General features: G+C 53.2%; 21 protein-coding genes and 2 pseudogenes. 5 read left to right on the plus strand and 18 right to left on the minus strand.

Features of this window, described 5'->3' with window-relative positions; translation table 11 throughout:
- Nucleotides 1–49: 49 nt before the first annotated feature.
- Nucleotides 50–631 (minus strand): TetR/AcrR family transcriptional regulator, encoded by a 582-nt coding sequence (locus tag NSU18_RS11775; RefSeq protein WP_341149085.1) that lies wholly within the window; start codon nt 629–631, stop codon nt 50–52.
- A gap of 299 nt (nt 632–930) precedes the next feature.
- On the opposite strand from NSU18_RS11775, the pseudogene NSU18_RS11780 reads away from it, so the two are divergent.
- Together NSU18_RS11780 and NSU18_RS11785 are read left to right on the plus strand one after the other, a co-directional pair.
- Nucleotides 931–2361: pseudogene (locus tag NSU18_RS11780) on the plus strand (DHA2 family efflux MFS transporter permease subunit).
- A 162-nt stretch (nt 2362–2523) separates the two neighbouring features.
- Complete coding sequence (locus NSU18_RS11785) at nt 2524–2814, plus strand: hypothetical protein (RefSeq protein WP_341019580.1); 291 nt, start codon at nt 2524–2526, stop codon at nt 2812–2814.
- Between the two features lie 44 nt (nt 2815–2858).
- Here the strand turns inward: NSU18_RS11785 and NSU18_RS11790 are convergent, their stop codons facing one another.
- Together NSU18_RS11790 and NSU18_RS11795 are read right to left on the minus strand one after the other, a co-directional pair.
- Nucleotides 2859–3200: a hypothetical protein gene (locus NSU18_RS11790; protein ID WP_341149086.1), complete on the minus strand. Its 342-nt coding sequence runs from the start codon at nt 3198–3200 to the stop codon at nt 2859–2861.
- Between the two features lie 187 nt (nt 3201–3387).
- Nucleotides 3388–5766, minus strand: coding sequence for an ABC transporter ATP-binding protein/permease (locus NSU18_RS11795; RefSeq protein ID WP_341149087.1), 2379 nt, complete (start codon nt 5764–5766; stop codon nt 3388–3390).
- Nucleotides 5767–5981: 215 nt separating this feature from the next.
- Between NSU18_RS11795 and NSU18_RS11800 the strand changes: the two genes are divergently transcribed.
- Nucleotides 5982–6656 (plus strand): response regulator transcription factor, encoded by a 675-nt coding sequence (locus NSU18_RS11800; protein WP_341149088.1) that lies wholly within the window; start codon nt 5982–5984, stop codon nt 6654–6656.
- Nucleotides 6653–7696 (plus strand): HAMP domain-containing sensor histidine kinase, encoded by a 1044-nt coding sequence (locus NSU18_RS11805; RefSeq protein WP_341149089.1) that lies wholly within the window; start codon nt 6653–6655, stop codon nt 7694–7696. The genes NSU18_RS11800 and NSU18_RS11805 overlap by 4 nt, the downstream gene beginning before the upstream one ends.
- Before the next feature lie 513 nt (nt 7697–8209).
- Here the strand turns inward: NSU18_RS11805 and NSU18_RS11810 are convergent.
- The 14 genes and pseudogenes from NSU18_RS11810 to mobB form a co-directional block, all read right to left on the minus strand.
- Nucleotides 8210–8890: an RAP domain-containing protein gene (locus NSU18_RS11810; protein WP_341149090.1), complete on the minus strand. Its 681-nt coding sequence runs from the start codon at nt 8888–8890 to the stop codon at nt 8210–8212.
- A gap of 443 nt (nt 8891–9333) precedes the next feature.
- The gene (locus NSU18_RS11815) at nt 9334–10416 is read right to left on the minus strand and encodes a Gfo/Idh/MocA family protein (protein WP_341019569.1); all 1083 of its coding nucleotides are present in this window, start codon (nt 10414–10416) and stop codon (nt 9334–9336) included.
- Between the two features lie 113 nt (nt 10417–10529).
- Complete coding sequence (locus NSU18_RS11820; RefSeq protein WP_341151030.1) at nt 10530–12134, minus strand: response regulator transcription factor; 1605 nt, start codon at nt 12132–12134, stop codon at nt 10530–10532.
- Nucleotides 12135–12176: 42 nt separating this feature from the next.
- Nucleotides 12177–13940: a sensor histidine kinase gene (locus tag NSU18_RS11825; protein ID WP_341149091.1), complete on the minus strand. Its 1764-nt coding sequence runs from the start codon at nt 13938–13940 to the stop codon at nt 12177–12179.
- A 161-nt stretch (nt 13941–14101) separates the two neighbouring features.
- Nucleotides 14102–14947: a carbohydrate ABC transporter permease gene (locus NSU18_RS11830; protein WP_036690968.1), complete on the minus strand. Its 846-nt coding sequence runs from the start codon at nt 14945–14947 to the stop codon at nt 14102–14104.
- Nucleotides 14944–15906 (minus strand): carbohydrate ABC transporter permease, encoded by a 963-nt coding sequence (locus NSU18_RS11835; RefSeq protein ID WP_340755801.1) that lies wholly within the window; start codon nt 15904–15906, stop codon nt 14944–14946. The genes NSU18_RS11830 and NSU18_RS11835 overlap by 4 nt, the downstream gene beginning before the upstream one ends.
- A gap of 188 nt (nt 15907–16094) precedes the next feature.
- Nucleotides 16095–17444: an ABC transporter substrate-binding protein gene (locus NSU18_RS11840; RefSeq protein ID WP_340755803.1), complete on the minus strand. Its 1350-nt coding sequence runs from the start codon at nt 17442–17444 to the stop codon at nt 16095–16097.
- Between the two features lie 201 nt (nt 17445–17645).
- Nucleotides 17646–18830, minus strand: a complete 1185-nt coding sequence (locus NSU18_RS11845; RefSeq protein WP_341149092.1) for a DUF4367 domain-containing protein — start codon at nt 18828–18830, stop codon at nt 17646–17648.
- Complete coding sequence (locus NSU18_RS11850) at nt 18812–19369, minus strand: RNA polymerase sigma factor (protein ID WP_341149093.1); 558 nt, start codon at nt 19367–19369, stop codon at nt 18812–18814. The genes NSU18_RS11845 and NSU18_RS11850 overlap by 19 nt, the downstream gene beginning before the upstream one ends.
- Before the next feature lie 169 nt (nt 19370–19538).
- Nucleotides 19539–20030, minus strand: a complete 492-nt coding sequence (locus NSU18_RS11855; RefSeq protein WP_341149094.1) for a pyridoxamine 5'-phosphate oxidase family protein — start codon at nt 20028–20030, stop codon at nt 19539–19541.
- Nucleotides 20031–20137: 107 nt separating this feature from the next.
- Nucleotides 20138–20845 carry a DNA alkylation repair protein gene (locus tag NSU18_RS11860; RefSeq protein ID WP_341149095.1) on the minus strand — a complete coding sequence of 236 codons (708 nt, stop codon included), beginning with the start codon at nt 20843–20845 and terminating at the stop codon, nt 20138–20140.
- 19 nt (nt 20846–20864) lie between these two features.
- Complete coding sequence (locus NSU18_RS11865; RefSeq protein ID WP_341023149.1) at nt 20865–21350, minus strand: molybdenum cofactor biosynthesis protein MoaE; 486 nt, start codon at nt 21348–21350, stop codon at nt 20865–20867.
- 171 nt (nt 21351–21521) lie between these two features.
- A pseudogene (mobA, locus tag NSU18_RS11870) lies at nt 21522–21971 on the minus strand (molybdenum cofactor guanylyltransferase); the annotation flags it as partial.
- A 15-nt stretch (nt 21972–21986) separates the two neighbouring features.
- A complete protein-coding gene (gene mobB / locus NSU18_RS11875) occupies nt 21987–22553 on the minus strand; it encodes a molybdopterin-guanine dinucleotide biosynthesis protein B (protein ID WP_341023147.1) in 567 nt (188 codons plus the stop codon).
- A 195-nt stretch (nt 22554–22748) separates the two neighbouring features.
- Between mobB and NSU18_RS11880 the strand changes: the two genes are divergently transcribed.
- Nucleotides 22749–23462, plus strand: a complete 714-nt coding sequence (locus NSU18_RS11880) for a YwiC-like family protein (RefSeq protein WP_341019557.1) — start codon at nt 22749–22751, stop codon at nt 23460–23462.
- An 84-nt stretch (nt 23463–23546) separates the two neighbouring features.
- Here NSU18_RS11880 and ilvB read toward each other — a convergent pair whose 3' ends face one another.
- Nucleotides 23547–25223, minus strand: a complete 1677-nt coding sequence (ilvB, locus tag NSU18_RS11885) for a biosynthetic-type acetolactate synthase large subunit (protein WP_341149096.1) — start codon at nt 25221–25223, stop codon at nt 23547–23549.
- Nucleotides 25224–25237: the final 14 nt, after the last annotated feature.

Consider the following 25237-nt stretch of genomic DNA (forward strand, 5'->3'; position numbering starts at 1 on the left):
TGGCTGCTCTTGGACCTATGAATCCATCAAAAAGGAATGCTTCGGGCAATTAATTCGCCCGCAGTGAAGTAATCTGCTTCGCCAGATACTGCGGTGTATACGGCATGTCCTCCCGAAGCCAGGCGATGATGGTACCAATGAGGGCCGCCGAGCCGTACCACACAGCGATATCCTTCTGTACCGTTACTTCCGAAGCATCATGCGCGGTAACCCTGCTCTCCACCCGTGCAGAAATAATGTCTGCCATCAGTTTAAAAAGCCGGTCAGTAAATATCGTGCTCTTCCGTGACGTAAGTACGATTTTGTAGAATTTGGCGTTCTCAGCAATATGCACAAGCAGGTGCTCCAGCATGGGCCACTTCTCTTCTTGTGCAGCTTCCGTAAAGTCCGTATCCTCTCTCACCACCTCCAGAACCTCCTCTGCCATATCATCCGCCATTTTCTCCAGCATATCCGGGATATCCCGGTAATGCAGATAGAAGGTTACACGGTTAATTTGGGCCCGCTGTGCAAGGCGGTTGACGGTGATTTTCTCAATGCTCATCTCTTCCATCAGCTCAATCAGAGCCTCTTTGAGGAATTGGCGTGTACGAAGGACACGCGGATCTGTCCGCTCGGCGGAATTAGTCATTGCTGTTCTCTCCGATCTGCTGCTGTCCAAGAGCAGGCTACAATTTCAGTCTAAAGTGTCGTTTTTCCACCACATACACTACACATATCTTCTAAGTGTAAACTAATTTACATTTTCCCGAAAATCGTTGCTTGATTACATGAAATTTTCATTTATAATCTACTTTATACATTGTAAACTATACGACATATTGTAAATTTAGTCCATGAGTTGGCGGTTTGAAAGGATGGAGAATAGTGAGTAACAAGACAGCAAGCCAAGGAGTTCCGTCCATTTCCAAGGGACCTATTCTTTTTGTAATGATTCTCGGTGCCTTTCTGGCTACGCTGAATCAGACCATCATGAGCGTTGCTACACCAGAGCTTATGCATGACTTCAATATTACAGCGGCCACGGCCCAATGGCTCACTACCGGCTATATGCTGGTCAACGGTGTGCTGATTCCCATTACAGCCTATCTGATGTAGCGCTTCACTACACGGGAGCTGTTCCAGGCCTCGATGTTTATTTTCTTTGCGGGTACCCTTGTATCGGCACTCGCCGGAAGCTTCCCGGTGCTGCTTACCGGACGGATGATTCAGGCTGCCGGTGCCGGCATTATTATGCCGCTGCTAACCCAGGTTATTTTGACTCTCTTCCCGCGTGAGAAAAGAGGTGCCGCCATGGGGATGGTCGGGCTGGCCATTATCTTTGCCCCAGCCATCGGCCCTACTCTGGCCGGATATATTATGGAACGTTATTCTTGGGAGATGATGTTTTACGGCATGCTTCCGCTCACGGTTATAGTCATCGTATGCGGTTTTATTTATCTGAAAAATGTGGCTGAGCGTTCTTTTCCCAAAATCGACATCACCAGCGTGATCCTGTCGACCATTGGATTCGGTACCCTGCTCTACGGCTTCAGCCGGGCAGCCAGTGCTGGCTGGTCCAGCGCAGAGGTGTTATTGTCGCTGGCCGCCGGCGCCGTGTCGCTCGGATTATTCATATGGAAGCAGCTCACTTCGGAGAGCCCGCTGCTGGATCTGCGGGCCTTCCAATATAATATGTTCTCCTTGACCACCGTTATCAGTGTGGCGGTTACGATTGTGATGTATGCGGATATGATGCTGTTGCCGCTCTATCTGCAGAATGCCCGCGGCTTCACTGCTATGGAATCCGGCCTGCTGCTGTTGCCCGGCGCAGTCATTATGGGCGCACTGATGCCAGTCACCGGTAAGCTGTTCGACCGCTTCGGAGCGAAATGGCTCGCCATTATCGGCCTGACGGTCACGATTCTGACTACACTCAGCTTCGTGAATCTTACAGACTCGACAAGCTACGGTTATCTGATGCTGATGTCCACCGGCCGCCGGATCGGCATGGCCCTGCTGCTGATGCCTATTCAGACCCTCGGGCTGAATCAACTGCCCTCCAGGCTGAATTCACATGGTACAGCGATCTCCAATACCGTAAGGCAAGTCGCCGGCGCAGTAGGCACTTCTCTGCTGGTCACCGTGATGACCAGCCGTACCGCCTCTCACTTCCAGGATATTATGGCCAGCGGCGGAGCTGCCGGAGATACTCAGCAGCATATGGTGATGGAGGCTTCCATCCAGGGCATCAACGATTCCTATCTGGTTATTGTGGGCATCGGAATTATCGGGCTCTTACTCTCCTTCTTCATTAAACAGGTGGGCCAGGCTAAGGAACCGGCCCCGAAGCAGCCAGCTATTATTGCCGAAGAAATCTAAGGAGAGCGCCTGCAGCTGTGCGATTTCATAGGCTGCATATAGAAGAAGACCCGCGGAGCGCACTCCATGGGTCTTCTTCCACATCTCGCATATACCTGGCGCTTATAGTACAATGATATCCTGACTGCTTATTATATTTTAAGAAAAGTAAGAGGTGTCCGAATGGCTATCAGCTTCACGAAATCAATGCTTAACCGTCTCAATCACGAAATCACAGAGATGGAGACCGGTATTACAGAGCTGCAGAAGAAGACCCGCAAGACCAAGCTCAAGATCAACCAGCTGGAAAAAGACTGTAAGCTAAGCTCATCCCCAAGCTCCCTCAGCAGTAAAATGAGCCGCATCACCAAGCTGCAGGCTGAACTCAAAAAAATCTCCCAGCAGCAGTTAGAGCTGTCCAAGGAGATTAACAAAAAGAAAACGCTGCGCGCCCAGCTGCCTTCTGCGGATTAATCCCAGACTGCTGCTCCGGCTACTTCCAATGCAAGCGGCGGCTGTTATTTTGAGGGACTTAGCCGGGCACGCATCCAAATTAGCAGGTAAATGACGCATAAGAAAATCCAAAATTCGTTGGCGAATATACTCTGCTTCAGCGCTAGGGATAGTAGAACATGGTACACGCAAGTGAATCCCAGCAGTGACACTAACCCTACCGTCATCGTTCTGCCGGATACCTGCTGCGGAAGACTGATTTTGGACAGAAAATAAGCAGCGGCTACCGCTACAGTGATCGATAATACGATTCTCACATTCTGATTCTCTATCATATCGTGCAAGGTAATAATTAACGCCAGCATAAGAAAACCCGCAATGACCTGCAACTTGCCTCTGGTCTTCATTTGATCCCTCCTGGGTACATGATTAAATCTCTATTTCCTGTTATTTTATCCCACTATCTTCCTATTTGTCTGTGATCTATGGCAATATATCTTGCAATAATAAAATGCAGAAAGAACCAAAGGAACGGATTCCCTTGGTTCTTAGTCAATTAATTATTCCAGTCCGGCTGATTTGGACTATGGCCCGTTATTCACTGCGCAGAGCAGCCACCGGGTCCTTCTTCGCCGCCATCTTGGCCGGGATAGCACCGCCGAGCATGGTCAGCAGCACGCTGATGATACCCAGAATGAGCGCGTGGAGCGGATTCAGCTGGGCCACATTTTTCAGCTCCGTCAGGTTGTAGAGGACCGCATTGACCGGGATGGTCAGCAGATAAGTGATGCCGATGCCCAGAATCCCCGAGCAAGCCCCGATAATAAAGGTCTCGGCATTGAACACCCGCGTGATATCCTTCTTACGGGCACCCAGTGCACGCAATACGCCGATCTCCTTCGTACGTTCCATCACGGAAATATAAGTAATGATCGCAATCATGATCAGGGATACCACCAGAGAAATCGCCGCAAAAGCAATCAGCACCATCGTAATCCCGTCCATAATTCCGCCGGAAATATTCGTCACAATCGCTGCAAGGTCAGTATATTGCACCTGATCCTCCGCCGCTTTGCCTTCATTCCATTTGTCCAGATAAGCATTTACGGATTCCTTCGCACTGAAATCAATCGGATACAGTGAGACTGCTGTCGGGATATCGGTAGCTCCCAGAGCGGCAAGCGCATTCTCCTTCGTGGGAGAAGCCATACCGGCAGCAGCAGCCTGTCCCGCGTTCATCATAGCAGACCCGCCCATCGGGCCGGTTGAACCCGAGCCTGTAAGGCCATCCGACAGCCCCTGTCCCGTTAACACATTGATATCTGCCTTCTCTTGGGCCAGGACAATCTCGGATTCCTTCGCATCAGCAATGAAGGAGGCCGCCAGCTCGTCGGAGTAGACCAGACCGGGCGACAGCGTTGAGATTCTCGACCCTTCCTGTGCGCGCAGCACACCAGCGATTTTAAGCGTAACCGCCTTAGGGCTGTCGTAAAGATCATTCATATTCCCGCCTGGAGCATTGACCACGAACTGTTCGCCGTTCTTTTTATAATAATCGTTGTTCATGATCAGCTTCACCGGCTTGCCGACCAGATCGCTAAGATTGATGCTCTTGGCTTCATAGTCCAGCCCGAGCGCATCCACTTCCGCCTTGGTCATACGGTTGTATTGATCCACGATAAGCACCAGATCTGTCTTCTCTGCAGGGAAGGTTCCTTCCAGCAGGTCATAGTACTGCTCCAGGTAGCTTCCCGAAGCACTATCCTGTTTGCTGGGATACGGAGCCACGGTGATTTTGCTGGTATCCAGGGCCACTGCCTTATCCCCATCCTTGACCAGCATGTTCATCTTCACACTGCGGGTGTACGCCACGCCGTCCAGCAGCTTAGGATCAATCCCGTCCAGATACTGCATATACTCCTTGGTCAGCACATTCACATGCATAGCGGAGTTGACAGTAGGGTCATACGGGTAGAGCTTTTTCTCTGTCGGGTATGAGGTAAGCTCCGTGGCTTCTTTGCCGGGAGGGCCCGCATTCTGCAAGTTGATCGCTGTCTGGTTGATGGAGACCGGGAAGTTGGATAAGGCCCCGGTCTCATAGGAGCTGATCTGTTTGTCGAAGCCATTAGACAGGGACAGAATCAGAGCAATACCGATAATTCCGATACTGGAGGCAAAAGCGGTTAACCCCGTGCGCCATTTCTTGGTGGAAATATTTTTGCCGGATAATTTCAGGGCAGTGAAAAAGCTCATGCTTGTCTGCTTCAGCTTGTACGCACTTGAGGTCTTCTGCGCTGCCAGCGGATTGCTGTCCGAGATCGCATGACCGTCTGAGAAGCGGATGATGCGGTCTGCATAATTCTCTGCCAGCTCCGGGTTATGGGTAACCATAATGACGAGCTTATCCTCGGCAATCGACTTGATCAGCTCCATGATCTGCTCACTCGTCTCCGAATCCAAGGCCCCGGTAGGCTCATCGGCCAGGATAATATCGGGATTGTTCGCGAGCGCCCGGGCGATGGCTACACGCTGCATCTGTCCGCCGGAGAGCTGGTTCGGCTTTTTGTGCACATGATCCTTAAGGCCAACCTTCTCCAGTACCTCCAGCGCCTTACGGTGCTTCTCGGCTGAAGATACCCCGCTGAGCGTCATCCCCATCTCCACGTTGTCCGTGATGCTTAAGTGTGAGATCAGATTATAGCTCTGAAAAATAAAGCCGACACTGTTATTCCGGTACGCATCCCACTCGCTGTCCTTGAAGCGCTCCGTCGATTGGCCGTTAATGATCAGCTCTCCGCTGTCATACTGATCCAGTCCGCCGACGATGTTGAGCAGCGTGGTCTTGCCTGAGCCGCTCTGGCCCAGAATCGCAACGAACTCACTTTCTCTGAAATTGAGATTTACTTTATCCAGTGCGACTTGAGTGAATTCGCCGGTCTTATAGCTCTTGGTGATGTTTTTTAATTGCAGCATTGTCCAGTCTCCCTTTCCATTCCTGTACTCTTATTCTCTGTATGTGCTATGTGCTTCGTGTCCTGCTGTTCCCCAGTATAATCGTCCAATATAAACTAAACCTAAACTCCCGGTTGAGATTAAGTTGATCTTCATGAGGTATACTGGAAGAATCCGCAAAACATCTATACAAGCTATACGTTCTATTACATGGAACCGTTCCAGGAGGAGAATCTATGTTTACTATTCTTGTAGTCGAGGACGACGCCAAGCTGCGGCAGCTCTTCTGCACTGTACTGACCAGGCACGGCTACCGCGCGGTTCCGGCCATGAATGGCGAGGATGCGCTGGAGATGCTGGATAAGGAATATATCGATCTGATGATCTGCGATATTATGATGCCCGTGATGGACGGCTTTGAGCTGACACGGATGATCCGGGACAACAACAGCCAGCTTCCGGTCCTGATGGTGACGGCGCGGGAGACTTTTGCCGATAAGCAGCAGGGCTTTCTCGTTGGCATCGATGATTATATGGTCAAGCCGGTCAATGTGAATGAGATGATTCTGCGTGTCGGGGCGCTGCTGCGCAGGGCCAAAATCATCAGTGAACGCAAAATCGAATGGGCAGAAACGGTGCTGGACTATGATACACTAACCGTGATTCAGGGGCCTGAGAGCATCGTGCTGCCGCAGAAGGAATTCTATCTCCTCTATAAAATGGTCTCTTACCCGAATAAAATCTTCACCAAGCAGCAGCTCATGGATGAAATCTGGGGGATGGACTCCGAATCGGATGAGCATACGGTGGTGGTCCACATTAACCGGCTGCGGGAGCGCTTCCGGGACAACCCGGATTTTGAAATTGTCACGGTCAGAGGGCTGGGCTATAAGGTGGTGAAACGGGGATGATCCGGGGGAGAAACCGAGGGCTATGGTGGTATTTCGTCTCGATGGTGTTCGTGATTATTCTGTTCTTTGTATTGATTCTGTCTGTGCTGGCGTACCTGTATTTCCGGGTAGGGAATAATACCATTGGGCACCGTAATATGTTCCCGCCCGTGCTCATGGTGATGCTGTTCAGCGTGGTCATCGGGACTACGATCAGTATTATGGTCGGCAAAAAAATCCTGGCCCCGATCACAGACTTCAGCCGCGCCGCCAAAGAGATTGCCAGGGGCAACTTCGACATCTACTTGAATGAGTCGCACCGTGTGGATGAGATCAGTGAAGTGGCGCATCACTTCAACCTTATGGTTCAGGAGCTGCGCAGCATCGAGACCCTGCGCAATGACTTCGTGGTGAATGTGTCTCACGAGTTCAAGACGCCTATTGCGGCGATTGAAGGGTACGCCATGCTGCTGCAGGAGGAGAATCTGAGCAAGGCGGAGCACGACGAATACACCGGAATGATTATCGAGAGCTCACGGCAGCTGTCCAATCTGTCCGGTAACATCCTCAAGATATCCAAGCTGGAGAACCAGGAGATGCTCTCAGAGCTGGCCGAATATCCGCTGGACGAGCAGCTCCGCCAAGCACTTCTGCTGCTGGAATCCCTCTGGTCTGCCAAGCAGCTGAATCTGGAGATTGAGCTGGATGAACAGCGGTATTACGGCAACGAAGAGCTGATGATGCAGGTGTGGCTTAATGTGCTGGGCAATGCGATCAAGTTCACGCCGGAGGGCGGAACGATCTCGGTCGCGCTCCGCCCGGACGGAGCCTGGATCTCGGTGGTCATCGCGGACACCGGCATCGGCATGACCCCGAAGGTGCGCAAGCACATCTTCGAGAAGTTCTACCAGGGCGACCCCGCCCGCTCCGCTGGAGGCAACGGCCTCGGCCTGCCGCTGGCCGCGCGCATCATCAGCCTGAGCAAAGGCACCATCGAGGTGCGCAGCGAGCCGGGCCAGGGCTCGGCGTTCACGATCAAGCTGCCGCGGGGAGGGGCTTGAGGGGTTGGGCGTGCGCCTTTTTGTGGCCGCTTGCGGGGGAGCAGAGGGATTTATCCCTCTCATTTCCTCCCCGCGCCCACTTTCGGCGCAATCAGAGGGATTTATCCCTCTCATTTCCTCCCCGCGCCCACTTTCGGCGCAATCAGAGGGATTTATCCCTCTCATTTCCTCCCCGCGCCCACTTTCGGCGCAATCAGAGGGATTTATCCCTCTCATTTCCTCCCCGCGCCCACTTTCGGCGCAATCAGAGGGATTTATCCCTCTCATTTCCTCCCCACACCCACTTTCGGCGTAATCAGAGGGATTTATCCCTCTCATTTCCTCCCCACGCCCACTTTCGGCGTAATCAGAGGGATTTATCCCTCTCATTTCCTCCCCACGCCCACTTTCGGCGTAATCAGAGGGATTTATCCCTCTCATTTCCTCCCCACATCTGCTTTCGGCGCAATCAGAGGGATTTATCCCTCTCATTTCCTCCCCACGCCCACTTTCGGCGCAATCAGACGTTACTATCTACCATAACTCATTATCCATAATAGATGGAACAAGCTCATACCGACAGATTCTATTACTTCCTTGCATCAAAACAGGTGTAAGTTTGCCTTTGTCACACAAACTATTCAAGTTTTTCTTCACCGTTCGTGGATCAATCCCAAGCCCCTTCACCACATCCACCGGCCGGATCATCCCATTCTTTCGGCTCGCCATGTGCAGCATGTCACGCTCTATCCTCGACAATTGGCCACTCCCCTCAGAACGGGTTTTCAACAAACATGGGGTTAGCAAAGCTTTCAGCAGGGAGATGGTCTGCTCCGGTGCGGATTCCAGATCATCGTAGGGGATGGCGATGACGCGGTATCCGGCAATTTGCAGATACATCTCCCGGTTCAGCTCCTGACGGTAACGGGTGCGGTCCGTATTCTGAACATGCGGCCCATATCCCTTGATCTCGATAGCGAACTTAACCTGTCCCGGCTTCCACACAAAATCCACAAAATACGGCCTGCCCCGCCAGTCTGCTACCTCGTACTCGGGATGCAGTTCATCCAGGTTACCGAAAATCGGCCACCATACCCGCTCTACAAACATTTGCTCCCCATGCCGGTGCCCCCGGTCCAGCCGGTCCAGACGTTCCCCTGCCCTGCGTTTCTTATGATACTCCAGCCATCTCTGATGCTCTTCAACAAATCCCATTTCTCTCTTCCTCCTTTGCAAAATCAACTCTCTCTCCCCGCAAACAGCGCTGATCAGCCCACTTGCTTACTCGCTCCCGGGGGTGTCAGAACCTAAGTTACTGACGTATCCAAACATTTCCACGCATATCCACTCATATCCACGCACAAAAAATCCCGCACCCGATAAACCAGGGCGCGGGATGTGCTTCATCCGTTTTACAAATTATAGTATCGCCACACTGCAAGCGTCAATAACATCCTTCACCGGTGGATCAACTTCGCTTCCATGTGTACCTCTCACTGCAAAAATGTCGGGAGCGATGGAGGATTCACGGACCCACGGTTTGGGCAAACATGCTGCTGCCAGCAGCTACACTCCTGCCAGCAGCTACACTCCTGCCAGCAGGTACACTCCCGCCGGCAGGTACACTCCCGCCGGCAGCTACGCTCCCCGCCGCAGCTCTACTTCCCCTCCGCCCAGCACATCCGCTCAGTTCTTATGGCTTCGCCGGACTCGATGGCCTTCTCAATCATCTTGCCGAGGTATACGTCCTGCGAGGCTTCCTCCAGTCCGTAGAAGCTAGGGCCGCCAGCGGCATAGAGGGCCATCTTGTCCAGACAGGACGCAATGGCGAGCTCGTCATCGTACAGCCGGGCAGGGATGAACGGATTAGTGTACAGCCATTGCTCTCCGCAAATAATCCCCTGAAGGTAATAGCCTTCAGCATTCTCCTGCTCCCCTCTGTTAATGCGCTTCAGCTCCATTTGCAGAGGCACCAGGTTCTCCTGCTGGAGCAGCACCCGGTTGTCGAAGATCTCCCCGCGTTCTCCGCGCACACTAAGGTGATTCGAGCGGGTCCAGGACCTGTGCTGGTCCTTGGTGAAATCATAAATGCCTAAGCGGTCTCCGAAATCCAGCCAGGCCAAATCCCGTTGCAGCGGGATCAGCTTGTCTTCAGCCGGAGGACCGCTGCGGGTAGGTCCGCCTACCCAACTGGAGGCGAACCGCATCCCCCGAATGACCGCCTCCTCGAACCCGATGCCAAGCATCCTGCGGAGCAGGCTTGCCCCATGATACAGATGCGATACGGAGACCGTTGTCTCGGTGATTCTGCCCAGCCTGCCAGAGCGGATCAGCGATAGCCTAGCCTCCTGAACCGGATGGTACGGGTACTGCTCTGCGACTTGTATCCAGGCTCCGTGCACGGTCAGCTCCTTATGCAGCTGCTCCAGCTCCTCCAGAGTGGAGGCAGGCGGTGTCTCTGTCAACGCTGGAAGGCCAATCTCTGCAAGCCGGTACAAATAGTTCATTGCCGCCCCGCCGCCGACAGAGACCACTGCGAAATCCGGGTCCTCACTTCGCAGCAGCTCGTCAAGGGAACGGTACGTCTGAACGCCCCACCCCGCTTCTATCGCCTGTCCCTGAGCCCGGTCCCTGACCACAAGACCGCTAATCCGGAACATGTCCGGCAATGAACGGGCAATTCGCAGATAATATTGTGCGCGGAATCCCCCTCCGCCGATAATACTGAAGTTAACGGGCATAACGCTGTCCTCCCTGATGGCACATTGATGTTGATGCAGCTTTAGCCGCAAGTCCCTGCTCCGTCATCGCGGCTTCTACCATCATACTTGTCTCTGGTGGATTATATGTGTCATCATTTGATCAGCTCGGTAGGATTCATGCCGGTGATCTTCTTGAATAGCGTGCTGAAATAAGGAATGTTCTTGTAGCCTACCCGCTCCGCCACTTCATAGACCAGCATATTGCGCTCCATTAATAGTTCCCTGGCCTTCTCAATTCTCACCCGGGTCAGGTAGTTGTTGAAGGTCTCCCCGGTGATGTTCTTGAAGATGATCGACAAATGATTCCGGGAGATGAACACCTTATCCGACAGATCAGCCAGCGTAAGCTCCTCGGCGTAATGCTCATGAATGTAGTTCGTCATGAAATCAACGACCTGCCGGTGCTTACTGCTGCCCTTCCATTGACGGCTGGCACAGATCGCTGTAATTTTGGCGGATAACCAGCTTGCCAGCTGGTCGGGTACGGCCAGGTTGCCGATCTCCTGTGCAATCTGGTCATTGGTGAACAGATCATCGAGCACGAAGCCCGACTCATACAGGGAGTAGGTGATAATGCCCCATAGCTCGCTGCCGAGCATCTGCACGTAGCTGGCGGACACCCCTTGCTGCGCTTGCAGCTCGGTAATATATCCGTATACAAGCTGCTGTGCCTCAGCCTCTTGTGAAGCCTTCATCGCAGCGGCCAGCTTGTAGGAGAATTTCACCGGGAAAAGGACACCCCGGTCCTGCCCGCTGCTGTGGCTCTCCCGGTAGCAGTATACCTCATACGCCGGGCTGATCCGCAGCGCCCCGTGATCCATGGCACGGAACGCCTCCTCTGTCGATTCGGGGATTTTCGTCCACGTATCCTTCAGACCACCTATACCGATGCGGACCATCAACCGGAGATAGGAGTGGATGCTATCGACCAGCCGGGTGGCCAGCTCTTCCAGCTGCTGTGTGCATTCTCCCTCCGGATGAATAATCAGCAAAGCCCGGTAGCTGTTCAGCTCAGTGTACTCCATATTGGCGTAATGCTTGCGCGTGACCTCACAGGCAATGTTACTGACCGCGAAGCGGAACAGGTTCCAGTCCGAAACCGAGAAGGAGCTGGCCCGGTCATCGCGGATCAGCTCAATCCCGATGCTTGCATGCCTGCCGTCAAGCCAGTAATGATACGAAGGCGGAAGATGGGAATTGTTCCGGTACGAAGGCTCCAGGGTACCGACGGCTGCCGACCGGACCCATTCCTTCTCGACAAAAGGCTCGTACAGCATCATTTTCAGCTCCAGCTCACCTTGTCTGATTACCTTCTCCTGCTCTCCAAGCAGTTCTTCAATCACCTTGTGAAGGATGGTTCTAAGCGTAGGCAGACTGATCGGCTTGGAGACGTAGTCACTGACCTGAAGCCGGAGGGCTTGTCTGGCATGCTCGAAGTCTGAATATCCGCTTAGAATAATAATTTTGCCCTTGAAGCCCTCGTTCCTTAATTGCTCCAGCATCTCCAGGCCGCTCATCACCGGCATATAGATATCCGTGATTACAATGTCCGGGCAGGTTGCACGGATCATCGCCAGACCGTCTTCCCCGTTAAGCGCCTCACCGGCCCATTCTGCGCCCAACTCCTCCCATGGAATCGCCCGCTTCATCCCCTGAAGTACCTGCCGCTCATCGTCAATAATAGCGATCTTCCACATCATGTCTGCCTCCTTAAGCTTCTCTGGCCCGCAGCTGCCGTATCAGCCTTCCTTCGCAGCGAGAGAAGCAGTCAGTATCTGTGCCGGAGCCTCTGTGAGCAGCGGCAGAACAATCTCTACCCGGGTCCCTCCCTCTTCACGTTCCTTCAGCGTAACCCCATAGTCATTTCCGAAATATCCGGCAATCCTCTCCCGCACATTCCGTATGCCATAGCCGCCGGTATGCCGCCCTGGCGGGCGCACTTCCGGCTGCTTCAGGCCTGCCCCGTTATCATCAATTCTGATCTGCAGCGTCTCTTCTACCTTAGTAAAGGATATTGAGACATGTCCGCTGCGCTGCTTATTGAAGCCGTGTACAATTGAATTCTCCACGAACGGCTGCAGGGTCAGCTTGGGAAGATAGGCCTCCTGAAGCCCCGGTTCCACATCGATGGCGTACTCCAGGCCGTCGCCCCAGCGGAGCTGCTGGATTTCGAGATAACACTGGATGTGCTGCAATTCCTCCGATACCATGATGAAGCTTGCCCCGTTGGATAAGCCGATCCTGAACATCTGGCCCATCAGCTCCAGAATCCGGCTCAGCTCATCCTGTCCGGCCTCAATGGCCATCCAATTGAGCTGGTCCAGCATATTGTAGAGAAAATGGGGATTGATATTGGCCTGCAAGGCCTCTATCTCCGCTTTGCGCTGCTGCTCATACCGCCGCTCCAGCGATAGATACAGCTCCTCAATCCGCTCGGTCTGCTTGCGGTAGCCGGAGAATAAATAACCGAATTCATTCTCATAGTCGCTGGGCAGCTCCTCCTTGTGCCCACCGACTGAATACAATTTCATAGCGCTTACAAGCTGCTTAATCGGCTTGGAGAATTGCCTGCTCAGATAATGCGTCAGGAGCAGGACCAGCAGAATCGCTCCAATCCCGATTAGTCCGATCCATTCCGCCAGTTCCAGACTGCTTGCCGTAATCTGCTTCCAGGAGGTGAACTCAATCAGCGTCCAGATGGAATTATCCATTCTGGAGTAGACCAGCAGCGTATTGCCGGAATCCTTATCGCCGGGAATATGGACATAGCCGGATTTGTTGCTCTTGAGGTCGATCCATTGAGACCACTCGCTCTGCTTCAGCGTCTCTCCGATGCTCAGAATCTGCTTGCCGGCGCTGTCCGCCATGATCCGGTTCGACCCGGAGGTATTGCCGGTCAGCAGCGCACGGATCTCCTTGGCCTTGATATGAACGACCAGCACACCGAGATAGTCGTTCTCGTTCATGATTTTACGGGCGAAGCTTAGTACCGGAATGTCTCCCTGCACACTGGGGATGGAATATTCCCCCGACCAGGCGAAATCGCTTTTCACCAGATTCTTGGACCAGGACTGCTTATCCAGATCGAGGATATTGCGAAATTGAATATAGCTCTGTCCGCTGCTCGGCATCGGCTGATCCATGTAGAGGTCAATCCCCTGGATTAACGGAATGGCATAGGTCAGATTGCCGAGTGCACTCTCAACGCTTATACGCTTGCGGTACCGCTCGAATTCATCCTGCCTGTTCAAAAGAAAGGTCGTCAGCTCGTTGTCCCGGGAGGTGGACAGTGAGATCTGCTCAATCATATCCAGCCGGGTGGTAATCTCATTGTTCAATTCATCCAGCAGCCGCTGCTGATAGTGGGAGGTAGTCTGCACAAGGGCTTTGGAGGAATTGCTGTAGCTGGTCCAAGCCGTAACCGCTATCACCAGAATAATTATAATGGCAAAGCTGTGAAAAAACAGACGGTCGATCCTGTACTTTTTAAAAGGATTGGTCAAGCGGTCCCCTTCCTTCGCCCTCCGGTTCACACGAAATAAACGGTAAAGCGTCGAATAAGGCTCTGGCGCTTTACCGTTATCGGACGGATGTTTTTTTTAAATATAAGAATTTAAAACGGTACCGTCCTTAAAAGGACGGCAAAGTCGTTTCCACTTGCATCTTATCCCTTTATGCCTGTTGTCGCAATCCCGTCTACGAAATACTTTTGCAGGAAGGTGAATACAAGCGTTGCCGGAACTATAGAGACCAGCGACATAGCCAGAAGCTGGCCCCACTCGGCTGCAGACTGGGAGTCATTGATCATGCGCAGCGCCAGACCCACCGTGTACTTGTCTACCGTGTTGATGTACAGGAGATGTCCCAGGAAGTCATCCCAGTTCCACAGGAAGCAGAAGATGGTCACCGTAACGACCGCCGGGAAGGCCAGTGGCATGACCACTCTCCAGAAAATCCCGAACCAGGAGCAGCCGTCGATTTTGGCCGATTCATCCAGCTCCTTGGGCACGCCGCGGATAAACTGGATCAGCAGGAAGACGAAGAAGCTCCCGCCGGCCCCTCCCGCCAGCAGATGGGGAACGACAAACGGCAAATACGTGTTGACCCAGCCCAGCTGATGGAACAAGGCGTACTGGGGAATAATCAGCACCTGGCCCGGCATCATCAGTGTCAGCATCAGAATCGAGAACCAGAATTTCTTAAGAGGAAAATCCAGTCTGGCAAATCCGAAAGCAACCAGCGTGCAGGATAACAGGGTTGCGATCAGCACCATAATCTCAAGGCCGAAGGTGTTAAGATAGAAATCAGTGAACGTATGTCCGGGAACCGATTTCCAGCCTTTGGTGAAGTTCTCCCATTGCGGGACGGACGGGAAGATTCCCGGTGAACTCAGCTCGGTGCTGTCCTTCAGCGAGGCTCCGATCCACCAGACAATCGGATAGACCATGAGGAAGCTGAAGAGAATCATGAACACATGCCGGAGTGCAGGCTTCCAATTCAAAGTTGTCATTTGCGTTTTTTCCCTCCAGTGTCAGTCTCATAGAATACCCAATATTTCGAGGTGTAGGAGATCAGCAGTGTTGCAGCGACGATGGCCACCAGCATAATCCAGGCCAGTGCAGAAGCGTAGCCCAGCTCGTACCGGCTGAAGGCCCGTTCATACAAATACATAGCGTACACGTATGTAGCATTCATCGGACCGCCATTCGTAATCACGAAAGCCGAGGTGAACATCTGGAAGGCGTTAATCACGGCCATAATCAGGTTGAAGTAGAGAATCGGCGACAGCATAGGCAATGTAATGCGGAAGAATTGAATGAACTTGTTCGCCCCGTCTACCGAGGAAGCTTCATACAAGTCATTGGGAATCTGCTTCAGCCCTGCCAGGAAGATTACCATGGTAGAGCCGAATTGCCAGACCGTCAGCAGAATCAGTGTGCTAAGCGCAGTGTCCGGGTTGGTGATCCAGCTTTTCCCTTCGATGCCGAAGACAGCGATCAGCTTGTTGAAAATCCCGTCTACCCCGAAGATGTTACGCCAGAGCAGCGATACCCCGATACTGCCTCCGATCAGAGAAGGGAAATAGATCGCTGTACGGTAAGCACTGATCCCTCTGACTGCCTTGCTGAGCACCATGGCTACGAGCAGGGCCGCAATCAGCTTAAGGGGCACGGAAGCCAGTACATACATGACCGTGACTTTGGCAGATTGAATAAATTTGGGGTCTGCGGTGAAAATCCGTTCGTAATTGCGGGACCCGATCCATTTCATTGGCTGCATCAGAGTGTAGTCAGTAAACGAATAGTACAGTGATAAGAACAACGGATACGCCGTCAGTACCAGGAATCCGATCAGCCAGGGCGAAATAAACAAATAGCCTGCAAGCGGAGCGTTCCACCGGCTTTTGAAATAGGAGCTTTTTTTCGGCGCTGGCGAGGCTTGGGCTAAAGTGGTTGTGGAGCGGTTCATCTGTGGTCACCTCTTGTGGTCAATTTGTATAGCTTAAGTATAGTATTGGGCCACACTTCGGCTAAAGGAGGGCAATGCTCGAATTCTTTCAAAATATAACGATTAATTCGAAAACACGAGTATAAGCGCGTTCCAAGTGGAAAAGAGAAAGCCCGGAACATTGCTGTCCCGGGCTTTCAGTTCATACCTTATTTCTCGTAAGATAGCGAGGCTTCCTTCAGCTGCTTGAACGCCTCTTCCGGTGTGGATTTACCGAAGCTGAGCTGGTCACGGACCAGTACCCAGTCTTTATCCACGAAGTTCGTCCAGCCGCCGGCTCCGGCCGACCAGGTCTGGCCATCCGGCTCCGTAGCACGGAGCAAGCCTAAGCCTACCTTATCCAGATCGCTCATATTGGCTTCCAGCAGAGCAGCGTTATCCTTGTTAGCCGGGAGGCCACGGAAGGTCTTGGTGATTTGGGCAGCCTCAGCATCATTCACGAACCAGTTGATGAATTTCTTGGCTTCTTCAGCATGCTTGGAGTTCTTGGAGACCGCCATGTACATCGACGGCTTCAGCCAGCCTCCTGCCTCTTCGGCACGCGGCATGGTTACAAGTGCGTAGGCTCCTGGCTTAATACTGTCCCAGGTTCCCAGATTGTTGGAGAAGCTGTAACGGAACAACACTTTTCCTGCTGCGAGCAGGTCCATTTGCGGATCATTTTCTTTATCGGAGGCATTCACATCCGCTGGAGGAACAAGCCCTTCCTTGCGGAGCTCTTCGAACTTGCGGGTCCATTCCAGATAGGTGGCTTCATCCACGTTGAAGTGACCGTCATCCGTGATGACCTGCCCTTTGCCTCTGGCATACTGATACGCCGAGTACATGAAATAGTTACCTGCATAGTCGAGGGTGAAATATTGTCCCTTCGGCAGCTTGGACTTGGATTCCTTCGCTAAGGCGAAGAACTCATCCCAGGTCCAGCCGTTGGCCGGGTTCGCAATGCCCAGCTTATCCATAGCCGCTTTATCATATACCATACCGAAGGCTACCGAGCCGAGTGGAACTGCATACTGTTTACCGTCCAATTGGCCGCCTGCCAGCAGCTTCGTATCGAATTTGCTTACATCCACCTCAGGAGCAAGGTCGGCCAATTGCTGGCGGGCCATCCAGTCCGGCATCCAGCCCGGGTCAAGCTGAACCACATCGGGTGCATTGTTGGCCGCAGCCTGCGTGGATAATTTGTCCAGATAACCGTCCATACCGGAATACTCCGGCTCGAAGGTTACGTTCGGATTATTCTTCGTGTACAATTCCAGGGCCGCCAAAGTGGCTTCGTGACGCGGCTGGGAGCCCCACCACATAATCCGCAGCTTGACCGGCTCATTGGTGCTTGGCGCATCCGTTGCAGCAGCCGTCGCAGCAGCATTGGTGCTGGCGGGTGCTTCTGTAGCCCCTCCTGCATTGTTTACTTTATTCCCTCCGCCGCCGCAGGCAGCCAGTGTACCTAATATCGCTGTCATCGCCAGGACCGAAAGAGAACGCTTCCATTTCAACATCTTTAACCCTCCTGTATACATCTGTATTCTCTTGCTACATTGCTATATTAACAAGACGGGTTGGAAGTTCATAGGAGGGCGATGCACGAATTCTTATAAAATCTTACGAATATGCCATCCTGCAGATCGGCAAAAAACGTTCAAAGGCTGCTCCGCTATCCTAAGATAGCTGGGCAGCCCTGAGTGTCAACTCTGCGTTACTTATTTCATCATGCTGGCGGCGATGCCGATAAGCTCATCCTTCGTTAGCTCCGTATTCTCCTGGCCGACGGACACACGATAGTTAACCTTTGTGCCCGGGTCAGACCAAACCAGTCTGTACTTAAACCCTAAGTCAAGTTCCTTGTTGTCCGAGTCATCCGAGAAAATGGCCTGTTTGCCTTTAATCTCGATATTCTCCATCTTAGTATGTTCACTCCACGAGAGCGGGTCTGCCGGGTTTTGGTTGTCATCCACACGCGAGACGCTGATTCTCACCTGAGCCTCCCCTTTCTTGTATACCAGAGAGGAATACGGGTAGTCAACGTTCTCCGCCTTCTCGACTCTCCAGGCCAACTGGAAGTTGTCTCCCAGGTCTCTCTTGTTTTCGTCTTTAAGCTCCTGCACATCCGGCACTTTTAAGAAAGAAGGGTTGATGATGGCCTCGTCCAGGGCATAACCTTCCGGCATATACGCCGGCTGCTCCAGGATCGGAGCGTTGTGCTCCTCTACACTGGTCTTATAGGCGGTATAGTCCTTGAACGTGAGGGGCGGACGATACATATTCATACTTCCCTCTCCCTCCTCGCCTTCACGTGTAATTAGATAGGTGGCATACTCTCCAGGAAGCAGCAGCTCCTTCATGAGTGCTGCCCCCTTTGAATATTTCTCGTTGTAGAATATACTCTCCTTCCGGTTGGCTTCATCGTCTGCACCCGGCTCTGCTTCTGGTATATAAGGCTTCAACGGTTCTTTCGCCTTCTCAATCAGCGTTCCGCCCGAAGCCGTCGCCGGAATCGGCTGATAAGGCAGCACCTTATACGGGGCTCCGGCCCCTTGCCGGACTTCACCCGAACTCTGGGCTTCAGCTCCTTGCTGGAGTTTGCCGGAGAATTGGGTATAGCCGCCGCCCAGCAAGACCAGTGCCAGGACCGCCGCCGCCCAGCCCTTCACCGGCATCCGCTTCTGTCTCCGCCCGGTTCTTGTTTCCATTCTGCGCATTACTTTAGGTGCCTCTCCGCTTGGCGGAAGGGTCTGAAGCAGGGTCTCGTCTTCTTCAGCAGTCAATGCCCCCTCAAGCCCGAGCGCCTTCATTACTGAATCATGAACATCAACGGTGTTCCAAAGTGCTGAACGGTCTCCATCCTTCAGAAACTGCTCCTCCGGAGTTAATTCACGCTTGCCCATAATTGTTTCTCCTTTCTCTCAATCGCTTTTTTAAGTTTTTCTCTAGTCCGTTCATATCTTTTGCGTACGGTAGCCGTACTCACACCCAGAATTTCACTGATCTCCGCAAATGATTTATCTTCATAAATCCGCAGGATCAATAAATTCCGGTCCTCCACATCCAGCTTCCCCAGAGCAGCCGAGACCGGCTCGCTGAACAGGCGGTCATGGGCCATTTGCTCGGCGCTCTTCTCCGTAACCTCCTGCCCGAGCAGCTTCCGCAGCTGCTGCCGGGATTTCTGCCGGCGCAGCTGATTCAGGCAATGATGATAAGCAATCTTGTAGAGCCATGAGGTGAAATCTGCCTGAGGCTTGTACTGCCCGATATTCTGGTAGGCCTTGATCAGGATATCCTGCACTGCGTCTTCTGCCTCTTCCTTGTTATTCAGCAAGCGGTAACAATAGAGGTAAATCCGTTGCTGGTACAGCCTGATCACATCAGAGTACAAGCCTCCTTCCCCGTCCTGAATCCTTCTAATCTTCTCTTCGATTGGGTCCACGATAATCTCCTTTCTGCAAAGCATATAGATATAACACATGAGCCGTATGTAATGTGACAATTATCTTTTACCGGTGCCACAACAAAAAAAGAGACCCCCAGATGAATTCTGTTGATCTCTCCGTTGCAGAACCTATGAACCTGTAGCTTCCTAAAACCGTCTGTCTGCTCTATTCCAGCTCGACCGTCTGATTCAGATTCAGCCCGTCCGTGTCCTGCCCGGTCATCCGCTTGAACATGTATACTGCCTTCTCGGCGAGATTGCCGCTCTTCCAGTATTCGGCGGCTTCGGCATGGACCTTGATCAGAATGACATTCGGGTCATCATAGCTTGTCTTCAGAAATGTATCGTACCCTGCACTCCAGAGCTCTTTCTTCTTGTTCACATCGTTTACAATTTCGGCTGTGCCGCGGATCGATACATAGGATTTATCAGCATACACGACATTCACTCGCGGATCATACAGAATCTCCCCGAACTTGCTGGTATCCTTCTTGGTCAGGAAACACAAGTCTCCATCGAATTCGACCTCCTGGGTCTTCATGGGCCGGGAGACCAGCCCTTCCTCCGAGATGGTGGTGAGCATGGCCATATCGATACCCTTGATCAGCTTGCGGACCGTCTCAACGGCTTCCTCGTGACTATGGTGTGTAGTTGACATCTTTACCGCCTCTTTTCTTCCAGGATAGGGAATAGGTTATCCAAATGCATAGCATTTATTAACCAGAAGCAGCGAAACATTACCGGATGCCGGTGAAATCCGCGAGATCAGCAGCGTACATGCTTGCGCTTGAACCCGATCCGTCCTTTGTCGACAGCCTTCATAATATTATCGTATGCGCTGATGAGCTTACTCTTCGGCTTGTCCTTGTCCACCTCAACCGGACCCACCCGCTCCGCCGTCTCACGAGCCAGCTCATGAAGCGGCGAATAGGATACGGCCACTGTATACATAAAATTGTTCATCGAATACCGGGTGCGCTCCGGGGACTGATGAATGCTCTGCTCGGCCTGCTCCAGCATATCTGCCAGCTTACTCTCCGGGAACTCCTGATCCGGGCGGCTTCCCAGCAGCCAGCAGTAACAGCTCCAGCCTGCCGACATTCGGAGGTCTTCTCCGCTCCTGATCCATTCGTCGGCCACCTGCTGGGCAATATCCGCTTCAGCCAAGGTTACAGCCACAACGAAATCAGACAGCATATAGAAATAAGCCCCGTCCATCCAGCGGTTGTAATCCGCCTCTGTCATCCCGTTTGGATCAGCAATGATCCCGGCAAAATACATTGCATCATAATTACCTGTAGCATACAGCTCCTCAGCCAGCGCCTGATTGATCCCGGTTTGTTTGAAAATCGGCTTCATGGCACCGGTAGCCACGCCAAAGAGCGGTTCCCGTGCACCGTTTGAGGTATACATCTTCTTGGTCCGTTCCTTGCCAAGCGCTTCAAGCTCCTGCATCACCTGTTCTGCATTCATTGAACGTTCCTCCTTATCGCTACCTCTCATCTTCCGCCGGAATATCCGGCAGCAGCGGCCGGCCCTCAGGGTAGGCATTCTGATTCAGCTGGTCGCCAATCCACGCTTTGCCGTCCTCGCCGGTTTCTTTTTTCCAGATGGGGACAATCTGCTTGATCCGCTCAATCACGTATTCATTCGCCTCATAGGCAGCCTTACGGTGGGGCGAGGAGACTGCGATGACCACGGCAATATCGGTGATCTCAAGCCTGCCGATCCGGTGGGTGACCGCAACCTTAGTATCCGGCCAGCGCTCCAGCACTTCCTGCCCGATGCGCTTCAGCTGCGTTACAGCCATGGACGGATATGCTTCATATTCAAGATACAAGGTTTTCTTCCCCTGTGTGAACTCACGCACCGTACCAATGAATAGGGTAATCGCCCCGGCTTCCCTGCGCAGAACTTTATCGGATACCTCAGCGGGTATAATCACGGACTCTGTAATTTCAAATAACGAATCGCCCATTTCCTCACTTCCCTTCGATAGATGCAACAGCTGCTCATATTGCTCAGGTGTATCTATATCTGCCGCGAAATCTGCCTCTAGCCCCGCGCCGGCCAGCTCATCCCGATCCACCCCTAACCAGTGCAGTGATTCTAACAAACCGCCCAGCCGGTACTCACGGCTCGCAAGTCTTGCTGTAATGTCCGGCAAGAGCCGGTGCGGCCGGTATACGCCATGCAGCATCTGATGCTTGCCGTCAATCACGGGCAGAACCGCATCATAACCGCCTGCTTCAAGCCGGGTAAGCATCCATGCGGCGGCCGGAGCAGAGATATCGGGGCTGTCACAGCTTACCACCCAGGCATAGTCCGTCTCAGCATTGGCAAAAGCGGCATGAAACCCGCTCAGCGGCCCATGCCCGGCATAAACATCCGGTATATATAGAATATCCGATGGAAGACGTTCCAGATACGGCGTAGGATCGTTCGTGACCACAATCACGCTGGAGCACAGTTTCAGCATCTCCCTCACCTGCCGGACAATGAACGGTTCCCCCTGATAACTCAGGAGGGCTTTATTGCGGCCCTGCATCCGGGAGTTCTGTCCGCCCGCCAGTATAATTCCTGTCAGCACCAAAGACACCTCCTGTGGCAGATTTTAGGACTGAAGCAGTGACAGCGCCAGTGCGATAACCGCCTGATCCGCAAGCGCCTGATCCCGTAAAGGCAATACCGGCGGACTATCCTTGCTGATGCCAGAACCAGACGCTGCACTCTGTAGTTCCCCAGCCTCTTCCCAGCTTAACCACAGTCGTATGTCCGTTGCTTCCTTTTGCAGCGTTATCTGGTCCTCAGTGCGGCGAATCAAGGCGATCTTGGGATACTCTGCAGATTTGAACCCCTCAGCAATCACCACGTCTACTCTGCCGCGCATCGACTCCGCAATTTCACGTAGTGATGCCGCAGATCTGCGCATGACCCTTGTCGCCTCCGGCGAGGTCAATACCGTCTCTACTGCACCGTGCAGGAGATGCTTGCTGCTATCCGTTCCCGGATCATCCAGCTGGAAGGAATGGGCATCATGCTTGGCAGAGCCAACCCGTATTCCTTGTGCAGACAAGGCCTCGATTAACCGGCAGACGAGGGTTGTTTTGCCGCTGTTCTTGTATCCGATGATTTGCAGTACAGGAACTGGGAGCTGTACCGCCGCATGCTGAGATTCCATAATCACGTTGTCTGCTCCTCTGCTTGAAGATCTATTTCGATTATACACTATTCCGGCCGCTGCCCATTCCCCGCCAATTGCCTGACAGCGCCACTGTGCTTCAAATCACCAGCCTCCCCGGCCGGATACAAGTATAGTTAAAGAGTCCGGCAGCTTACATGTCATGATATATCCGCGAAGGAGGTCTATTGCTGCATGAAAAAATACATCCCCAACCAGCACGGCGCCTGGGCGATGCTTGTTCTCCCTTTTCTGCTGGGCGTTGCCGCTTCCAAGGGGCAGTTCATACATATTCCGCTGTTTGTCTGCTGGCTGCTGATCTATCTGTTCAGCTTCCCGCTCTTGCAGGGGGTGAAGACCCGGAAGTTCGCACGTTATGCCCAGCCGCTCAGGTTATACGGGCTTCTGCTGCTTCCGTTCGCCCTCTATCTGGTGATTGTCCAGCCGGTGCTGCTGGGGTTCGCGCTGCTGCTTCTGCCGTTATTCGCCGTCAACCTCTATTATGCCAGGACCCGGAATGAACGCGCCTTGCTTAATGACATCTCGGCTATTGTGGCGTTCTGCCTGGTGATTTATCCGGTCTTCTATGTGGGGCAGGGGGAGAGCTGGAGAGCCGTGAATGAGCTGTTCGTGCTGGCGGTGCTATACTTCACCGGAACTGCCTTCTATGTCAAAACCGTCATCCGTGAGCGGAACAATCTCCGCTTCTATTACGGGTCCGTGGCCTATCATCTGCTGTTCGCGGCAGCCGGACTGTTCCTGTTTCCTTCGCTGCTGGTCCCGCTGCTGGTTCTGCTGCTGCGGGCAGCCATTCTGCCGAGGACAGGAATTACCGCCAAACGTACGGGAATCATTGAGATCGGCTTCTCCGTCATGTTATATGTGTCTGTGCTGGTGCTGTATTTCTAGGGGAATCACCATGCTTATTTGGACAAAAACCAGAAAGCTCCTTCGCCAATCCGCGCGAGAGGAGCTTCCTTCAGGTCTGCCAGCCTATTCTACGATCATATCCTGATTGCTTGAGCCCGGCGGCACAATAGGATAGACATTATCCTCCTCGGTGATATCAAATTCCATCACGACCAGCCCTTCTGTATGCAGTGCCTGTTCAATGATCTGCTCCGCTTCAGCCAGCGTGCGTGCCCGGAACCCGTGGGCGCCGAAGGACTTGGCTAAGGCCACGAAATCCGGCGAGCTGATCCGCACCGAGGAATAACGCCGTCCCAGAAACAGCTGCTGCCATTGCCGTACCATCCCCAAATACCCGTTCTTGAAGATTGCCACCTTGACATTCAGGCCGTGATCCACGGCGGTCATAATCTCCTGCATATTCATCTGGAAGCTTCCGTCCCCTGTAATGCACACCACATCGCGCTCAGGAAAAGCAACGGCCGCCCCAATCGCAGCAGGCAGGCCGTACCCCATCGTTCCCAGCCCGCCGGAGGTTAAGAAGGAGCGGGCTTCTGTGAATTCATAATGCGTGGCTGTCCATATCTGGTGTTGGCCGACATCCGTGGCGATGATGGCATCGCCTGCTGTAGCCTTTTGCAGGCAGCGGATCACCTCTTGCGGGCTTAGCTTCGGATTCGGCTCACGGCTTACCTTCGCCTTGCGTTTGCGCCAGAGCGCGATCTGCTCCTCCCAGGCCGGATCCTCTACTGGATGTACCTGTTCCTCTATGCCTTTAAGCAGTTCTCCGCAAGAACCGGTCACTGCCAGGTCAACGGGGATGTTCTTGTTCAGTTCGGAGGGGTCCAGATCAACCTGGATTTTGTAGGATCCCGGGGAGAAGGCCTTCCGCTTGCCGGTCACCCGGTCACTGAAGCGCACACCGAGACACAGCACTACGTCAGCGCTCTGCAGGGCGCGGTTAGCCGCCACCGATCCATGCATTCCAACCATGCCCAGGTGCAGGTAATGTCCCGAAGGAAAAGCGCCAAGCCCCATCAGCGTACTGGCCACAGGAAGGTGATGCCGCTCCGCGAATGCTCTTAAGAGCGCTGGCGTCTCTCCCTGGATACAGCCGCCGCCGGCCAGAATCAGCGGACGCTTCGCTCCGCTCAGGCGTTCGGCGGCAAGCTCCAGAACCGCCGGGTCAATGGGGTGATCCGGCTGATAGCCCCTGATTCTAGGGAGAGCGCCATCTGCGGCCGCCCCGTTCTCTATCGTGTACTCCGCATTTATCACATTCTTCGGCAGATCAATCAGAACCGGACCGGGCCTGCCGCTCGTTGCTATATGGAATGCTTCATTCACAATTCTGGACAGCTCGGCAATCTCTCTGACGATATAATTATGCTTGGTCACTGGCATCGTCATTCCGTAGATATCTACTTCCTGGAAGCTGTCCAATCCTATAAGATCGGTGGCCACCTGGCCGGTAAGCACGATCAGCGGCACCGAATCCATGAACGCTGTTGCAATTCCGGTTACCGCATTGGTGGCCCCGGGACCGCTGGTAACCAGCGCTACTCCCGGACGCCCTGTGGCTCTGGCGTATCCGTCTGCGGCATGAACCGCAGCCTGCTCGTGCCGGACCAGCACATGCTGAATCCGGTTATTGCCGTACAGCGCATCATATAGTGGCAATACGGCACCGCCGGGGTAGCCGAACAGGGTCTCCACCTTTTTGGCGATCAGCATCTCAATCAACAGCTCTGCTCCGTTCATGATTCCCCTTCGTC

Origin of the sequence: Paenibacillus sp. FSL H8-0048 (assembly GCF_038002825.1) — a bacterium.
In the GTDB taxonomy this organism is placed as follows: domain Bacteria; phylum Bacillota; class Bacilli; order Paenibacillales; family Paenibacillaceae; genus Paenibacillus_AQ.

Excerpts from the sequence above, each read along its gene's own strand:
- NSU18_RS11835 (WP_340755801.1), bottom strand. The coding sequence starts at position 15,906 with ATGAACCGCTCCACAACCACTTTAGCCCAAGCCTCGCCAGCGCCGAAA.
- NSU18_RS11805 (WP_341149089.1), top strand. The coding sequence starts at position 6,653 with ATGATCCGGGGGAGAAACCGAGGGCTATGGTGGTATTTCGTCTCGATG.
- NSU18_RS11820 (WP_341151030.1), bottom strand. The coding sequence starts at position 12,134 with ATGTGGAAGATCGCTATTATTGACGATGAGCGGCAGGTACTTCAGGGG.
- NSU18_RS11795 (WP_341149087.1), bottom strand. The coding sequence starts at position 5,766 with ATGCTGCAATTAAAAAACATCACCAAGAGCTATAAGACCGGCGAATTC.
- NSU18_RS11810 (WP_341149090.1), bottom strand. The coding sequence starts at position 8,890 with ATGGGATTTGTTGAAGAGCATCAGAGATGGCTGGAGTATCATAAGAAA.
- NSU18_RS11865 (WP_341023149.1), bottom strand. The coding sequence starts at position 21,350 with ATGGGCGATTCGTTATTTGAAATTACAGAGTCCGTGATTATACCCGCT.
- NSU18_RS11775 (WP_341149085.1), bottom strand. The coding sequence starts at position 631 with ATGACTAATTCCGCCGAGCGGACAGATCCGCGTGTCCTTCGTACACGC.
- NSU18_RS11880 (WP_341019557.1), top strand. The coding sequence starts at position 22,749 with ATGAAAAAATACATCCCCAACCAGCACGGCGCCTGGGCGATGCTTGTT.
- NSU18_RS11840 (WP_340755803.1), bottom strand. The coding sequence starts at position 17,444 with ATGTTGAAATGGAAGCGTTCTCTTTCGGTCCTGGCGATGACAGCGATA.
- NSU18_RS11855 (WP_341149094.1), bottom strand. The coding sequence starts at position 20,030 with ATGTCAACTACACACCATAGTCACGAGGAAGCCGTTGAGACGGTCCGC.
- NSU18_RS11800 (WP_341149088.1), top strand. The coding sequence starts at position 5,982 with ATGTTTACTATTCTTGTAGTCGAGGACGACGCCAAGCTGCGGCAGCTC.
- NSU18_RS11790 (WP_341149086.1), bottom strand. The coding sequence starts at position 3,200 with ATGAAGACCAGAGGCAAGTTGCAGGTCATTGCGGGTTTTCTTATGCTG.
- NSU18_RS11860 (WP_341149095.1), bottom strand. The coding sequence starts at position 20,845 with ATGAATGCAGAACAGGTGATGCAGGAGCTTGAAGCGCTTGGCAAGGAA.
- NSU18_RS11815 (WP_341019569.1), bottom strand. The coding sequence starts at position 10,416 with ATGCCCGTTAACTTCAGTATTATCGGCGGAGGGGGATTCCGCGCACAA.
- NSU18_RS11830 (WP_036690968.1), bottom strand. The coding sequence starts at position 14,947 with ATGACAACTTTGAATTGGAAGCCTGCACTCCGGCATGTGTTCATGATT.
- mobB (WP_341023147.1), bottom strand. The coding sequence starts at position 22,553 with ATGGAATCTCAGCATGCGGCGGTACAGCTCCCAGTTCCTGTACTGCAA.
- NSU18_RS11845 (WP_341149092.1), bottom strand. The coding sequence starts at position 18,830 with ATGGGCAAGCGTGAATTAACTCCGGAGGAGCAGTTTCTGAAGGATGGA.
- ilvB (WP_341149096.1), bottom strand. The coding sequence starts at position 25,223 with ATGAACGGAGCAGAGCTGTTGATTGAGATGCTGATCGCCAAAAAGGTG.
- NSU18_RS11785 (WP_341019580.1), top strand. The coding sequence starts at position 2,524 with ATGGCTATCAGCTTCACGAAATCAATGCTTAACCGTCTCAATCACGAA.